The organism is Aeromonas sp. 130281 (assembly GCF_056642115.1).
Map to the genome: position 1 here is coordinate 51995 of NZ_JBWVQS010000010.1, position 15672 is coordinate 67666.

12 protein-coding genes and 1 pseudogene are annotated in these 15672 nt (G+C 60.6%); 4 read left to right on the forward strand and 9 right to left on the reverse strand.

What is annotated here, in order from left to right; genetic code table 11:
- Window positions 1-245 precede the first annotated feature (245 nt).
- Window positions 246-581, reverse strand: a complete 336-nt coding sequence (locus AC1IN8_RS19190) for an endonuclease domain-containing protein (protein ID WP_408817827.1) — start codon at window positions 579-581, stop codon at window positions 246-248.
- Between the two features lie 362 nt (window positions 582-943).
- Window positions 944-1855 (reverse strand): LysR family transcriptional regulator, encoded by a 912-nt coding sequence (locus AC1IN8_RS19195; protein WP_139439673.1) that lies wholly within the window; start codon window positions 1853-1855, stop codon window positions 944-946.
- Window positions 1856-2000: 145 nt separating this feature from the next.
- Here AC1IN8_RS19195 and aguA point away from each other — a divergent pair, with 145 nt between their 5' ends.
- Window positions 2001-3098, forward strand: coding sequence for an agmatine deiminase (gene aguA, locus AC1IN8_RS19200; protein WP_479760166.1), 1098 nt, complete (start codon window positions 2001-2003; stop codon window positions 3096-3098).
- A 136-nt stretch (window positions 3099-3234) separates the two neighbouring features.
- On the forward strand, window positions 3235-4938 hold the full coding sequence (locus tag AC1IN8_RS19205; RefSeq protein ID WP_479760167.1) for an amidase: 1704 nt from the start codon (window positions 3235-3237) through the stop codon (window positions 4936-4938).
- 153 nt (window positions 4939-5091) lie between these two features.
- Here AC1IN8_RS19205 and AC1IN8_RS19210 read toward each other — a convergent pair whose 3' ends face one another.
- Window positions 5092-6369, reverse strand: coding sequence for a patatin-like phospholipase family protein (locus AC1IN8_RS19210; RefSeq protein WP_139439670.1), 1278 nt, complete (start codon window positions 6367-6369; stop codon window positions 5092-5094).
- Between the two features lie 397 nt (window positions 6370-6766).
- Here AC1IN8_RS19210 and AC1IN8_RS19215 point away from each other — a divergent pair.
- Window positions 6767-6859 (forward strand): annotated as a pseudogene (locus AC1IN8_RS19215) (subclass B2 metallo-beta-lactamase); the annotation flags it as partial.
- A 155-nt stretch (window positions 6860-7014) separates the two neighbouring features.
- On the opposite strand, the gene AC1IN8_RS19220 reads toward AC1IN8_RS19215, so the two are convergent.
- Window positions 7015-7410 (reverse strand): hypothetical protein, encoded by a 396-nt coding sequence (locus AC1IN8_RS19220; protein WP_479760168.1) that lies wholly within the window; start codon window positions 7408-7410, stop codon window positions 7015-7017.
- Between the two features lie 223 nt (window positions 7411-7633).
- On the reverse strand, window positions 7634-8143 hold the full coding sequence (locus AC1IN8_RS19225; RefSeq protein WP_139439668.1) for a hypothetical protein: 510 nt from the start codon (window positions 8141-8143) through the stop codon (window positions 7634-7636).
- Window positions 8144-8389: 246 nt separating this feature from the next.
- Here AC1IN8_RS19225 and AC1IN8_RS19230 point away from each other — a divergent pair, with 246 nt between their 5' ends.
- Complete coding sequence (locus tag AC1IN8_RS19230) at window positions 8390-9847, forward strand: DUF2235 domain-containing protein (RefSeq protein ID WP_479760169.1); 1458 nt, start codon at window positions 8390-8392, stop codon at window positions 9845-9847.
- Window positions 9848-9926: 79 nt separating this feature from the next.
- Here AC1IN8_RS19230 and AC1IN8_RS19235 read toward each other — a convergent pair whose 3' ends face one another.
- From AC1IN8_RS19235 to AC1IN8_RS19250, 4 genes are all read right to left on the reverse strand, one after another.
- Window positions 9927-11240: a ferric reductase-like transmembrane domain-containing protein gene (locus tag AC1IN8_RS19235; RefSeq protein ID WP_479760171.1), complete on the reverse strand. Its 1314-nt coding sequence runs from the start codon at window positions 11238-11240 to the stop codon at window positions 9927-9929.
- A gap of 217 nt (window positions 11241-11457) precedes the next feature.
- The gene (locus tag AC1IN8_RS19240; protein WP_479760173.1) at window positions 11458-12711 is read right to left on the reverse strand and encodes a DEAD/DEAH box helicase; all 1254 of its coding nucleotides are present in this window, start codon (window positions 12709-12711) and stop codon (window positions 11458-11460) included.
- Window positions 12712-12840: 129 nt separating this feature from the next.
- Complete coding sequence (locus tag AC1IN8_RS19245; protein WP_479760175.1) at window positions 12841-14295, reverse strand: GGDEF domain-containing protein; 1455 nt, start codon at window positions 14293-14295, stop codon at window positions 12841-12843.
- Between the two features lie 327 nt (window positions 14296-14622).
- Window positions 14623-15540 carry a LysR family transcriptional regulator gene (locus tag AC1IN8_RS19250; RefSeq protein WP_202047883.1) on the reverse strand — a complete coding sequence of 306 codons (918 nt, stop codon included), beginning with the start codon at window positions 15538-15540 and terminating at the stop codon, window positions 14623-14625.
- Window positions 15541-15672 lie beyond the last annotated feature (132 nt).

Genomic DNA, 15672 nt, shown 5'->3' on the forward strand with positions numbered 1-15672 from the left:
TGGAATCTTGGAATCTTGGAATCTTGGAATCTTGGAATCTTGGAATCTTGGAATCTTGGAATCTTGGAATCTTGGAATCTTGGAATCTTGGAGTCTTGGAGTCTTGGAGTCTTGGAGTCTTGGAGTCTTGGAGTTTTGAATCTTTCTTGCCTTGGCGTGTCGGCTGCCACGATTTATCCGCAGGCCGCCGATCCGCTCCCTTCTCCCCTTGCGGAAGAAGGGTTGGGGATGAGGGGGGGATCTAGTCACTGCAATGACAATCTGATAAACGCCAGCACTCCATCCATCCGCCCCAGCACCTCGTTATTCCACACCCTGATCACCCGAAACCCTTCGCCATTGAGATAGGCCGTTCTGGTCTCATCCTGTTGTTGACCTTCCGGCTGGCTATGTTGCGAGCCGTCGACCTCGATCACCAGCCGCTGTTCCAGGCAGATGAAATCCACTATGTAGGGCCCGACAGGGAACTGGCGGCGGAACTTGAGCCCCTCAAACCGGCGATTGCGAAGCTGGAACCAGAGCTTCTGCTCTGCCAGGGTAGCTTCGGTACGTAGGTGTTTGGCGAAAGAATGGGTCTTCATCACATACCTGCGGTGCTGTTTGAACCTAATAGGTATAGCCATCCGCCAGTCCGCTCACCCGCTGGTCATAGCGGCCCTCACCCTGGCCCTCTCCCAGAGGGAGAGGGAACCGATCGGGGAATCCTTGAAAGTGAAGATCACAAGGGGCCTCTAGTGCCAACACATTGAAGCCCTGGCATTTTGGGTCTTTGTCGCGTTGTCGCGTTGTCGCGTTGTCGCGTTGTCGCGTTGTCGCCTTGTGCCTTGTCGCTTTGGCGTGTCTGCTGTCCCGATTCTTTCTATTTAACACCGATCTGCCCCCCTTCTCCCCTTGCGGGAGAAGGGCTGGGGATGAGGGGGAGGAACTGCCAGACTCAGCGGGCTTAAACAGGGCTCACCAACTCCTTCATCAGCTCTTTCAACCAGATCAACGCCGGCTGCTGCGCATGGACCGGGTGCCAGACGCAGTTGAGATGATAATCGGGCACGGCTTCGGGCAGGGGCAGGCTCTTCAGCGGCCAGTGGTTGGCGAGCAGCTCGGCCACCATGCTCGGCAGTACCAGCAGGTGGTCGCTCTGGCTGACGATGGCGGCGGCGGACATATAGCTCTGGCTGTTGACCGAGATGGTGCGGCTGTGCCCCAGGCTCTGCAAATAGCGGTCGAGGCTCGCCTCCGAGGTGCCGAGCGGCGAGTGGAACACATGGGGCATCTCGATAAGCTGGGCGAGCGTGATGCGCTCCTCCTCCAGCTCCAGGGTGGCGCGCACCAGCCCGGCCAGGGGCTCGGTGAGCCAGGTCTCCTTGCCCAGATACCCCGGCACCTGCATGTACTCGTCAAAGCCCAGCACCAGGTCTATCTCGCCGCTCGCCAGCTCCGCCTCCGGCAAGGTGTCGCGCAGTATGCGGATCTCTATGGTGACCCCGGGCGCCAGCTTCCTGAGGCGCTGGATGAGCGGCGGGATCAGCACGCACTCCACGTAGTCCGTGGTGCAGAGCACGAAGCGCCGCTTCGACTGGCGCGGCTCGAACAGCTCCTCCTCGCTGAGCTGCTGCTCCAGCAGTCGCAGCACCTGCTGCACCCCCAGATGCAGCCGCTGGGCCCGGGGGGTCGGCAGCATCCCCTGGGGCGTGCGCACCAGCAGTGGATCGTCAAAGAAGGCCCGCAGGCGATTGAGGGCATGGCTCATGGCGGGCTGGCTGATAAAGAGCGACTCGGCGGCGCGGGTCACACTCCCTTGTGTCATCAGGGCGTCAAGGGCAAGCAGCAGATTGAGGTCGAGCTGGTGCAGTTTCATGGGGGGATTATTCGCCGTGTTTATGGGACAATCCATCCTATTCATTTGATGGATGGACACGCAACTTCTTACACTGCGACCCACTGTTATTTTTCCAGGGTTCCCAGATAAATCGGGGGCCTCAATCCATGCAAGGAGCCTTGCGATGAGCATCAAGACCATCAACTCCATTCCGGCCGCCGACGGCTTTACCATGCCCGCCGAGTGGGCGCACCAGCAGGCCGTCTGGATGATCTGGCCGTTCCGCCCGGACAACTGGCGCGTCGCCGGTCGCTTCGCGCAGGCCACCTTCGCCAAGGTGGCGGATGCCATCGGGCAAGCCACCCCGGTCTTTATGGGGGTGCCGGCCCAGTTTATGGAGCAGGCCCGCGCCATCATGCCCGCCCACGTCACCCTGGTGGAGATGGCCAGCGATGACTGCTGGGCCCGCGACACTGGCCCGACCGTGGTCACCAACGCCGCAGGCGAGTGCCGTGGCGTGGATTGGGGTTTCAACGCCTGGGGCGGCCACAAGGGGGGTCTCTACTACCCCTGGGATCAGGATGAAAAGGTGGCGGCCCAGATGCTGGAGCAGCACGGCATGGATCGCTACGCCGCGCCGCTCATTCTGGAAGGGGGCTCCATCCACGTGGACGGTGAAGGCACCTGCATGACCACCGCCGAGTGCCTGCTCAACGAAAACCGCAACCCGCACCTGAGCAAAGCGCAGATCGAAGCTCACCTGCGTGACTATCTGGGTGTCACCAGTTTTATCTGGCTGGACGAAGGGGTCTACATGGACGAGACCGACGGCCATATCGACAACATGTGCTGCTTCGTGCGCCCGGGTGAAGTGGCCCTGCACTGGACCGACGATGAGACTGATCCCCAGTACGCCCGCTCCCTGGCCGCCCTCAAGGTGCTCGAAGCCGCCGTCGATGCCAAGGGTCGCAAGCTCAAAATCTGGAAGCTGCCCCAGCCGGGCCCGCTGTTCTGCACCGAGGAGGAGTCTGCCGGTGTCGAGAGCGGCAGCGGTGTGCCGCGCGAGGCAGAAGGCCGTCTGGCCGGCTCCTACGTGAACTTCCTTATCACCAACGATCGCATCGTCTACCCGCTGCTGGATGCAGCCACCGACGGCGAAGCCCAGCGCATTCTGGAAGAGATCTTCCCGGATCACACCGTGGTCGGCGTCCCGGCCCGCGAGATCCTGCTGGGCGGTGGCAATATCCACTGCATTACCCAGCAGATCCCGTCCGGCCAGTAAGAACCTGTTTCAAGCCAGCCGAAGTTAGTATTCAAAACCCCACGCTGTGGGGTTTTATCTCTTGATGACGTGATGGTCGCAGGCGCCGATGCGGCGATCATCATGACAAACAGTCACCCTTCTACAGGAGATCAACATGATCGAAGTGACCGAGGTTTCCATTGCCGAGCTGCGCGGTGCGCTCGAATCAGGCCGCACCACTGCGGTCGAACTGGTCGAGGCCTATCAGGCCCGGATCAAAGCCTATGACGGCCCCGAGACCGACACCCGCCTCAACGCCGTGGTGGTGCCCAACCCCGATGCCCTGAAAGAGGCGCAAGATTCTGATGCCCGCCGTGCCCGTGGCGAGACCCTGGGGCCGCTCGACGGCATCCCCTACACCGCCAAGGACAGCTATCTGGTCAAGGGGCTGACCGCCGCCTCCGGCAGCCCGGCCTTCAAGGATCTGGTGGCCCAGCGCGATGCCTTCACCGTGGAGCGGCTGCGCGCCGCTGGTGCCATCTGCCTGGGCAAGACCAATATGCCCCCCATGGCCAATGGCGGTATGCAACGCGGCGTCTATGGCCGTGCCGAGAGCCCCTACAACGCCGACTACCTGACCGCGCCCTTTGCCTCCGGCTCCTCCAACGGTGCCGGTACAGCCACCGCCGCGAGCTTCGCCGCCTTCGGTCTGGCGGAAGAGACCTGGTCGAGTGGCCGGGGCCCGGCTTCCAACAACGGCCTCTGTGCCTACACCCCGTCCCGTGGCGTCATCTCGGTGCGTGGCAACTGGCCCCTGACCCCGACCATGGATGTGGTGGTGCCCTACACCCGTACCATGAGCGATCTGCTGGAAGTGCTCGACGTAGTAGTCGCCGACGATAGCGACACCCGTGGGGATCTCTGGCGCCTGCAGCCCTGGGTCAAGATCCCCAAGGCTTCCGAGGTGCGTCCGGCCTCCTACCTTGAGCTGGCCGCCAAGCCCGACGCCCTCAAGAGCAAGCGCCTCGGCGTGCCGCGCATGTTTATCAACAAGGATGAACTGGCGGGCACCAGCGAACACCCCGGCATCGGCGGCCCGACCGGTCAGCGCATCCATACCCGCGACTCCGTGATTGCCCTCTGGGAAGAGGCGCGCAAGGCACTGGAAGCCGCTGGCGCCATCGTTGTCGAAGTGGACTTCCCGCTGGTCTCCAACTGCGAAGGGGACAGACCCGGCGCGCCGACCGTGTTCAACCGCGGCATAGTCACCCCTGAGTTTCTCAACGACGAGCTGTGGGAGCTCTCCGGCTGGGCGTTCGATGACTTCCTGCGCGCCAACGGCGACCCCAAGTTGAACAAGCTCGCCGATGTCGATGGCCCCCAGATCTTCCCCCACGATCCGGGCACCCTGCCGAACCGCGAGGGCGATCTGGCGGCGGGCATGGACGAGTACGTCAATATGGCCAAGCGCGGCCTGAAATCCTGGGACGAGATTGCCTCGGTGCCGGACGGCCTGCGCGGTCTGGAACAGACCCGCAAGCTGGATCTGGAGGACTGGATGGACGGGCTCAAGCTCGACGCCGTGCTGTTCCCGACCGTCGCCGATGTGGGCCCGGCCGATGCGGACGTGAATCCGGCCTCCGCCGATATCGCCTGGAGCAACGGCATCTGGGTCGCCAACGGCAACCTCGCCATTCGCCACCTCGGCGTGCCGACCGTCACAGTCCCCATGGGCATCATGGCCGATATCGGTATGCCGGTGGGATTGACCTTCGCCGGTCGCGCCTATGACGACAACAACCTGCTGCGCGTCGCCTCGGCCTTCGAGTCCACCGGCAGCAAGCGGATGGTGCCGCCACGGACGCCGCCGTTGGGGTGATTGGAGTCTTCACGGATTAGTCTGGTAATAACAAAGAAAAACCCACCTGCCATGCAGGTGGGTTTTTGTCTTTATCACCGACGGTCTTCGCAGACATCTCAGGTATGTAAGGCGTTTAAATACAATAATAAGTCAGAATGTAGCCAAGGCTGGTTATATCAACCCCTTTCTGATGTCTTTATAATTGTCCCACTTGAATTTCTCGAGAAACGCTAGTGCGGCCTCAGTACCATACGTGAACAGTTTGGTTTTATCTTCATCGCTCATATCAAAATTCAACCAACCGACATTCCCAGTATCTATATATGAAACAAGGTTTGTATAATCTTTATTGTTTTTTATGAACTCATGTTCAATTGCATGTCTGGCTGTGTCAAATATGGCGGCTAAATAATCAGGGATGTTCTTTATGTCGGTCAGCCTGTCATCAAGTTGAAGTTTCACTCCAAAAGTTGGTTTTGTTGGTACGAAGCCTGCCTTATGGAATATGTCAATTGGGAAGTTGGATATCACACCGCCATCGACAAAATAGAAATAATCGGGAGGGAAGTTTTTACTACTGGCTATGCTCTTAGTCTCTGAATTTAAGCTCCACTTATTAAGCCTGATTCCTCCCAAGCCATGGCCAGATACCTTATAAGGCTTGAAGAATAATGGAATAGACATGGAACATCTTACAAATATGGCAGGATTTATATTGTCGAGGTCATCCCAATATAATCCAGCCATTCTGGGAAACTCGACTCGCATTTCTGAACTGACATCTGCAGTGATTACACCAAATTGGTTATTGGTTACACTCACCTCTCCTGCTTTGACTTGGTCTTCATAATGCTTGTTATTTTCAATGCGTCTTTGGTAGCCAGGAGGAGATGTGTGCATTTTATTATAGAGTTCAGCGGTATTCCTAACACCGAAGTTATTCAGTTTTGATTTCATCCATTCCTGAAATTTATCTCCTCTATTCAGCCCCATCATCATTTCAATATTGTCTTTTATTTGATATGCCTTGAATGCAGTATAAAATACGTTAGCATCCTTGCTTTTAAAGTAATGCATTATTTGGTCAATGAACTCTCGAGGATCGTCATCCCCATCCTGCTTGCCATCCACAAAACTCGATATTGGCATATCGGTAATCAAATCAATAATTTTTTCTGATTTGCGTTCTGACGGTGCCCCGCTAGCAGCTAAAAGCATTGCAGCTATTGAGCCAGCAGACGTTCCCCCTATGCTACCAAATCTGATTCCGGCCTCTTCCAGGGTATAAAGATATCCGATCAATGCGACACCTAATACGCCGCCACCCTCCATGACAATATCAACATATTGATTGCCAGCTTCATCAATTGCATCGCTATATATTTTTTTGTCAAGTGCGTCGCGTTTGATTTTCTCTTTAACGGAACTCATAGCTTCTTGGATGTTCATGATCTATCTCCATGCATAAAAATTCTTGTATTACAACGTGACCGAATAGCTATCTTTTTGTAGGTCGAATTAATATTATGCAATGAGCTTTATTCTGCCAGGTGCAGGGGCGCAGGTTCGAATAGCGAAGCGTATTCGGACGATGACGCTGCGCTAATCATCCCTACATCAAGGCGGCGATTGCATGAGGTGAGCCTTTGCCTCTCTCCACTCCCCGCGCTGCCAATTGCCATGTTTGTCGTGGTTCGCTGCTGATTTCTCCGACTTTCCCCAGACTTCACCTTGGCTTCACACAGCCTCATCTTTCCCTCACACATCCCCCCTATCTTCTGCCCACTGATAAATGGGTCCGCTTGCCACAGGGGTGGCAAGGGGCCAAAGAGAGGGGAGCAAGACGATGAAATCCTGGATCAAATACGGGTTGGCAGGGGCCTTGATACTGGTGGCGAGCTTCTGGGGCGGCAGCGTGCGGGCGGCGCAGATGCCCCTTGGCCCGGATGGCGCAGTGCCGGGGCAGATAGTCGCCCAGGCTGTGGCTCTCCCGACGGGCGCCCATTTCTTGTCTCCGGGGGATTCGCCGTCGATTGCTGCCGGGAGTGGTACCTGAGGGCGTTGATACCGCCCTCTTAATCTCTGCCGGGCTGGCTACTGCGCCTGATATTGGGCATCCAGCCAGGAGATGGCCGCTTGAGGGTCGTTGAATGCCCGGATATGGTCCGGGTGGGTGAGGGACAGGCAGGAGAGGGCGATGTGGTGGAGCACCTTGGCCGAATAGAGAGAGGCGATGGCCACCAGATTCTTCTGGGCAAGCCACGCATAGGTATCCTGCAGATGGGGCAGGGCGGATAGCACCACCCCCTGATGCTGACGATGGTCCACCAGAGCGCAGAAACGCTTCCCGTCCAGGCTGTTCACCACCCGCTTTATCTGTGTAATCCACGCCAGCATACCCTCCTCATTGAAAGGGCCGATCAGCTCGCAGGTGACCAGGTGTTCCTGCACATTGAAGATGAACTCACCGTGCTTTTTATCAAAGGACATACAACATTCTTATCCATGATCAGGGGCGGCAGATGATGCTTATTCATTCCGTATGCATCAATACCCGAATGAGGGGCTTGCTCGTGGCAGCTGCACTGCTGCGTTGACACCGGGGGGTAAGGCGCTGGCCCGTGATGGCGATACGAGAACAACAGACGGCGCCAGCGTGCTTCACCCGCCCGTGCCTGCACGTTGGGTGGGGATGCCTTACTCACCAAGGCCCTTATTGGGAAGCATCTTGCCCTGAGGGGGGCACAGCCTTGGTGAGGGCGTCGATGGCATTGGGGACGAATCGCTCGGAAAAACCGGCGATAAAGGCCCAGATGACGGCCTTGGCGGCATCCAGATTGGTTGCAGGAGAGGCCAGGGTCAGCAGGGTCTGCAAGGAGACATAGGGGTGCTCCATGTGTTTGAACTTGGGGAACAGATCCCCCTGCAGCAGGCTGCTGGCAAAGAGCCCGTAGGCGATAAAACCGAGAATGCCTGAAAAGAGCAGGGAGACATAAAACTGCGTCACGATCACCCGGGGTTGGCTGATGTGGGTGATGGCACCGCTGTCGTGCAGCCTGGCGAGACGGTAATAGTTGTTGATGACGGCCCCCACCGATCCGGCGAAGAAGATGGCGGTCATGATGTTGGAAATGAGCGGGATGGTTTGCAGCAGCAGTATCAGGGCAAGGCCTCCGAAGGAGATGAGGCCGCTGATGGCCAGGTGTTTGTAGTAGCGATCCATGGGTAGCTCCACATTGGGGACAAGACCCTGTTGAGGATAGTCAGCCCATGGCGAAAATGACCCGAAAAGGCCGGTGCAGCAGTGCCCGGCCTGTGTCTCTTCAAAGAAGAAATCTCTTAACTACTTTGTGCTCTTGGAGGAACAAACGTGATGTAACAACAGTGGGGTCGCCAATGGATGGACTAGCATAAAGCGTCATACGGTACCGAGGTGGTAACCGTGATATCCCTGCGTAAGGAGTGCGTGATGGCTAGAAAATTGATTGTTTGCTGTGATGGAACCTGGAACAGCGAAGACAACAAAGATGACGGTGTGCTGGCGCCTACCAATGTATTCAAGCTCTTCAATGCCCTGCGGTGTGACGAAACCCAGCTCACCCGCTACCAGAGCGGGGTTGGCAGTGGTGGTCTGGTCGACAAGGTGATGGGAGGCACGATCGGGCTTGGGCTCAGCGAAGATATTCGCGATTGCTACCAGTGGCTGGCAACCCACTACCAAGAGGGGGATGAGCTCTTCTTGTTTGGTTTTAGTCGTGGTGCGTTCACGGCCCGTAGCCTCGGGGGCATGATTGGGCGATGCGGCATAGTCCGATTCGCCTCTGACGAAGGGATGGGCGAGGTGGTGGAGCGGATTTACGATCAGGGATATCGCAAGAAGCAGCTCTTGGCGGATCTCACTTTTTACCCAAACTCTCAGGCTATCCGCTTCATTGGGGTATGGGATACCGTCGGCGCTCTCGGTATTCCCGATGACAAGGGATTGCTGAACTTGCTCGACCGTCCCGACAACTACCGTTTTCACGACGTCCAGCTTGGCCAGCATATCAAGACGGCGCGCCATGCCGTCGCTATCGACGAGAAACGAGGCAGTTTCACGCCGACCCTCTGGGATCCGGCCCCAGGGCGAGACATGCAGCAGATCTGGTTTGCCGGGGTTCATAGCGACGTGGGTGGCGGCTACAAGGAACACGGGCTTTCGGATATCACTCTGGCCTGGATGATGAAGGAGGCTGGCCAGTATGGATTGGTGTTCAGGGAGTCTGCTGGTTCACAGATTGCTCCCGATCCTGCCGGCCTGCTGCACGAATCCCACGTCGGTCTAATGAAGCTCTTGCTCACCTCGCCGCGCAGCTTGCCGAATCTTCACTCCGCCGAGGTCCACAAGTCAGTGGATGGTCGGCGCAAGCTCTCTCCCATCAATCAGCTTCCCTATCTGCCAACCAAGGAGTGGTCAACGGAAGGTTCGATCACCCTGGATGTCTATGCCCGTCACCCCTGGTATTGGACAGGTATCTATCTGGAGGCAGGCCGCCATTACCGCTTCAGCGCTCATGGTGAGTGGCATGACTCCCACGTGCCGGCGGGCCCCGAGGGGGTGCGCGACAAGGCGCTTGCACACCTGTTGGGTGATGCGCTTGGCAAGATAGAGCGTTTTTACGGCAAAATGACACGCAACAGCCAGGCCAATATTCCCATCACCAAGCGGGTAGACGATGCCGAATGGTTTGCCCTGATAGGGGTGATCGCTGACGGGGGAAACCCGGGGGAGGATGGAACGCCGGTACCACACAGCACTGTTGTCATCGGCAAAGAGGTCAGCATCACGCCGACCAAGAGCGGTTATCTCTACTGTTTTGCCAACGATGCCTGGGGATATTACGAGAACAACCGTGGCTTTGTGACGCTCACGGTGAGCCGCGACTGATACCAGCTGGGTGACGATAAGGGCTTCCCTCGGGAAGCCCTTTTTATGTCTCGGGTGACGCGGTGAGGTGTGTCGAAGGTCAGCGAAAGCGAAACAGCTCCCGGTGCAGCGGGGTGGCCAGATGGGCATCCAGGGTCTGGGCCATGGGCTCGGGGCCGCAGAACCAGACGGGAGTGTGCTGGCGCTCACCCAGGGCGACCAGATCCAGCCGGCCGCGCTCGGACTCCAGGTGCAGCCGGTAGTCGACCCCGGCCCGGCGGCACAGCTCGGCCAGATGAACGTGATAGGGGGCGGCCTCGGCGGTGGGGGCGCATTGCAGCAAGGTGGTGCCAGGACGTGTCTCGCCATTGCGTACCAGGGCCTCCAGCCAGGCGACGAAGGGGGTGATGCCGATACCGACGCCCACCCAGAGTGCGGGGGCCGGATCTGGCAGGGCGAAGGCGCCATAGGGGCCGGTCACGATGACCGCATCGCCGACCCTGAGGTGGCGGTGCAGCCAGCGGGTGTGATCCCCGAGGGCGCGTACCGCCAGGGTCAGGGTGCGGCAGTCTGCCGAGACATTGACCAGGGTGTAGGGGTGGGGCTCGCCGCGCCCGGCAAAGTCGAAGAAGGCGAACTGTCCGGGGCGATAGCCGTGCAGGGGCGCGGTGAGGCCAACCCGGATCTCCAGGGTGCGCTCGTCCAGAGGAGTGAGGGCGCTGACCACCCCCTGGCGGCGTGCGTCCCGGCCCACCCGGCCAAACAGGGAGTAGAGCGCCCCCAGAGCACCCAGCCCGCCACCGATGAGCAGGGTCAGGCCGACCGGGGTCAGGGCGCCGATGCGCGGCAGCAGGCAGAGTCCGTGCAGCCAGCCCATCAGATAGATGACCGGGGCCAGCCGGTGGACCACCCTGAAGCGCTCGTAGCGCACCACCGCAAGCAGGCTCACCACCACCAGGGCCAGCAGCAGATAGAAACCCCACTCCCCCAGGGTATTGCCGAGGCTGTGCCACAGGGCATCGTTGCCAGCACCAGCACCAGCACCAGCACCAGCACCAGCACCGCGGCGCGCCGGTCGGGTCAGCCAGTCGGCGGCGACGGCCCACTTGGGCGCCTCCACCAGCAGCCAGTGGGCCATCAGGGTGCCGGTGGCCCAGAGGGCACTGCTGCGATGCAGGTGCAACATGCGATCCAGCCCGCCGCACCAGGCCTCTAGCCTCGGCAGGCGCAGGGCGAGCAGCAAAGAGAGTGTCATGGCGCCGAGGCCGAGCAGACCGGTCAGGATCAGCAGCTCATGGCGCCAGGGCCAGAAGCTGGCGGGCCACTGGGTGAGGCTTGCGAGCCAGAGCAGGGTGAGAGTCAGGGGCAGGGCCCAGACGAGGGATGCGGGTTTCATGATGTCCTCCTTGTCCATGCCTCCATTGCACGCCCCCTTTGTGGCAAGAGCGTGCCCCTTAACTACCTCTTTTGTAGCAGATTGTGGCAAAGGGTCGCCGGGCCAGAGGAAGGGGGAAGAGCAGGAGGGCGCAGGCAGGAGCACGGTCGAAGAACGGAAGCCAGCCCTTCATCCGAACCAGGATAGTGAGAAAGCGGAGGGCCCGCATGGCCGAGCCCCCCGCAAGACCCCGGTATCAGGGCTTGCGCCCTTTGCCGCCCTTGTTGCCCGCGAGGGCCTGCTTTCTGGCCTTCTGCTTCTGGGCCCCCTTGCCGCTGCGGCGCGGCTCGGGGTCGAAGCGGGTGAGATCCGGCTCAAAGCCCGGGAACCACTGCTGGGGCAAGCGGGTGTCGAGCACGGCTTCGACCTTCTCCAGCAGGGGCGCATCTTCCGGGCTGAACAATGTGATGGCGAGCCCCTTGTTGCCGGCGCGGCCGGTGCGACCTATGCGGTGGACGTAATCCTCAGGCTGATGGGGGAACTCCAGGTTGATCACATAGTTGAGATCGCTGATATCGAGGCCGCGAGCCGCCACGTCGGTGGCGACCAGGGCCTGCAGGGTGCCGGCGCGAAACTCCAGCAACACCTTCTCCCGGGCGCTCTGCGACAGATCGCCGTGGAAGGCAAGCGCATTGATGCCCGCCTTGCCGAGCTGCTGGGCCAGCTTGTCCGCCCCCTGGCGGGTGCGGCTGAAGATCAGGGCCGGTGCCCAGCCCTTCACGGTCAACATGTGTTCGACCAGCGCCAGCTTGCGATCCCCATCCACCGCATAGACCCGCTGCTCCACCTCGGCGGCCGTGGTGTTGCGCGGTGCCACCTCGATCAGCGCCGGGTCGCGCAAGAGCACCCGGCTCAAGGCAAAGAGGTTGTCGTCGCAGGTGGCCGAAAACAGCAGGGTCTGGCGATCCGCCGGTATCTGTCTGAGCAGGGCCTTGATCTCGTCCATAAAGCCCATGTCGAGCATGCGGTCCGCCTCGTCGAACACCAGATGGCCAAGGCTTTCAAGGCTCAGGGCCCCCTGGCGCAGATGGTCGAGCAAGCGGCCCGGGGTGGCGATGAGCAGATCCACCCCGTCTTTCAGCGCGTCGACCTGGGCGGCAATGCTGACCCCGCCGTAGACTAGCGTGCTGGTGAGGCCGGTCCCCTGACCGTAGCGCGCCACGCTCTCGGCGACCTGCACCGCCAGCTCGCGGGTTGGCACCAGCACCAGGGCACGGATGGGGCGCGGAGCCTCGCTTGCTGGCTGCTGCATCAGTTGCTCCAGCAGCGGCAGCACGAAGGCGGCGGTCTTGCCGGTGCCGGTCTGGGCCCCCGCCATCAGATCCCGCCCCGCGAGAATCAGAGGGATGGCGCTGGCCTGAATAGGGGTCGGCGCGGCATAACCCAGCTCGCGCAAGGTCTGTTGCAGGCGGGGGGAGAGGGCCAGTTCGGCAAAGGAGGCAATGGACATAGGGCACCAGTGTGGGGTTATCGCGGCCAGGGCCGTGACGGAAACAATGATAGTGGCCGGGATGGTAGCAGAAGCGCCCCCCGGAGCAGAAGGCGATTGCGGCGTCATGGGAAGGCGCCGCTGGCAGGGTCAGCCTGGCTCCCTGGGTTTTGCCGGTTGGCCCTGCATCTCGAGGGGTCTGATGAGCCCGATGCTTTGCCCAGAGTAGAAGGCGATGTTGTGCTTGCCATGCTGCTTGACGTGGTAGAGCAGCGCATCGGCCAGATCGGTGGCCTCGGCGACCGTCAGGTAATCGCGGATGCGGATGATGCCCGCCGAGAAGGTGATGGGGGCGGGCAGTTCCGGGATCACCAGCTGTGATGCCAGCAGGCGGGCCACCGTCTGGCGCATGCTGGCCTCGTCGTTGAGTCCCTTGTAGAGGACGATAAACTCCTCGCCCCCCCAGCGAATGGCCTTGTCCCCCTTGCGCATATTGGTCGTCAGATGACGGGCGAAGGCGGCGAGGGCCAGATCTCCCACCCCGTGACCATGGGTATCGTTGATGGACTTGAAGTTGTCTATGTCCAGCAGCATCAGGTAGTCGTGCTCCTGCAGCAGGCCCTGCTCCAGGATGTCCCGTCTCGGCAGCCGGGTCAGGTGATCGGTCAGTGCCAGGGTACGCAGGCGACTGTAGATGCCCCGCCCCGTCAGCATCAGCAGCAGCAGGGCGATCAGATAGAGCTTGAAGGCCGGGCCATAGAGCACGGCCCGGACGACATCGCCGTAGCTGTATGACCACTTGAGAAAGAGGTCGTTGCCGGCCTTGGTCTGCATGAAGCGGGTATTCAGGCAGAGATGCCAGGGGCGGCAGGGTTCGACCTCCTCGAAAGAGATGACGGTGCGAGTGGGATTGAGCCCCTCGAAGGGGTGAAACACATCCTTGAAGGCCTCGTCGATGGCGATGTCTATGCCCGTCAGGCCATAGCGGTAGTCCGCTATGGCGGAATCGTAGAAGACGAAGGGGAAGTAGAGGGTGATGTTCTGCAACCCAGTGAAGGTGTCGGTGTAGATGTCCGACACCCAGGCCTCATCCGTGCTGCAGGGCACATGGGTGGCTGCGAAGAAGGCACAGCCGAAATAGTGGGTCCAGGGCTCGATGTCATTGAGGTTGGTGTTGACCGGCTGCAACTGGCTCGGAAGCATCCGTTTGTCCGTCACCATGCCAAGCATGCGACGATCGTTATAGAGGGCGTAGAGGTTGAGGACCTCGGGGTAGGAGAGCACATATTGGTAGGCGGTGAGCATCTGGTTGGCGGGCGGCAGTATGGGGATGACCGCCAGGCGAGCCAGGGTGGCGAGATCATAGCCATAGGCATAGGCAGTCGCATCCCCGTTCTCGCTGAAGATGGGCGTCTTGATGCTGCTGTTGTCGATGAATCGGGCCAGTTTCTCTGGCGCCAGCACGCGGGCCCGCTGATAGAACACCTCGAACAGGTTCGGCTGTTTGGCGGTGATGAGCTGCATGTCGTGCCTGATGCTGAGGTAGGTGTAGTTGAACACCAGCCCCAGCCCCGCCAGCGCCAGGCAGAGGAGTGTGAATCGCATCAGCCACCTGCGGGGCAGGGTGCGCAACAGTGATCCCGCCATGCCATAACGCTCCCGGGTGGTGACAGAGGACTTTCTTGTAACTGATTTTGCCTGGCATCACCAGACGAAATTGGGGGGCCTGAACAACCGGTACACGAGAAATGAACCGCCAATATCAACAAGATAGACGGTCATACCCAGCCTTGGTGGTCGGGGAAGGCAAACTGGCGGGGATGGGGGCAATCAGAGGGCATGACGCCCTCTGTCGTACAGCGGCGCTGTGCCTTATCTTGTCTGGGACTTCGGCGAGTAGGGGCCATGGAGAATGCCGTTGGGCATAGCCGCTCAATCGGTGTGCGTTTGGGCTGGCGTGGCGGGGAGGGTGGGGGACCGGGTCTCCTGATGGCGCTGGAACACCTCCTCCAGGGCGGCCACCAGGGCGCGCATCCGCCCCGTCTTCTGCACATCCGGGTGCAGCACCATCCAGATGTCGATGGGGTCGTGCTGGTCAGGCAGCAGGCGCACCAGGCCAGGGTCCTCCTCGGCGAGGAAGGTGGAGAGCAGGGCGATGCCGAGCCCCTGGCGGGCCGCCCCCATCAGCACCAGTTGGGCGTTGCTCTGCAGCACCACATTGGGCTCATGGAGGGGTTCGCCGCACAGGCTCAGCCAGTGGCGGGCCACCAGCTCCCTGGGAAAGAGCAGCAGGTCGTGCTGTTGCAGCGCCTGACCCGAGCGGGGTGTGCCGCGGCGGGCCAGGTAGTCGGGGGAGGCGTAGAGCCCCATCCTGATGGTGGCGAGCCGTTTGACCACCAGATCTCCCTGCTCGGGGCGCACGCTGCGAATGGCGAGGTCCGCCTCCTGATTGGGGATGTCGCTCACGCTGACCGCGGTCAGCAGCTTGAGGCGGATGCCGGGGTGGCGCTGGCGCAGCAGGCTGAAGGCTGGCAGCACGAAGCCCTGGGCCAGGGTGTCCGTGGTGGCGATGCAGATCTCCCCCTCCAGCTCCCCCAGGCTGGCCGCGCGATCCATGGCCAGGGCCGCCTGCGCCATGGCCTGTGCCTGGGGCAAGAGCGCCTCCCCCAGGGGGCTGAGCCGATAGTGCCTGGGAGTGCGGATAAACAGCTTGGCCCCCAACTGCTGCTCGAAGAGGCCGACCCGCCGCCCGACGGTGGCCTGATCGACCCCGAGTTCGAGGCCGGCCCGGCGCAGGCTGCCCCGCCGTGCAAGGGCCAGAAAGAAGCGGGCGTCATCCCAGTTGATCATGCTTGCTCCTTGCTCAAGCAGGACGCCCGATTGGCGCCGGAGTATTAGATGTCAGAGGGGGCGGCAGCACAAGGGGCCGCCCGATCCCGCTCTCTGGGGCCACTCAAGGGATGGAGCGCAATTGCCAAGGTG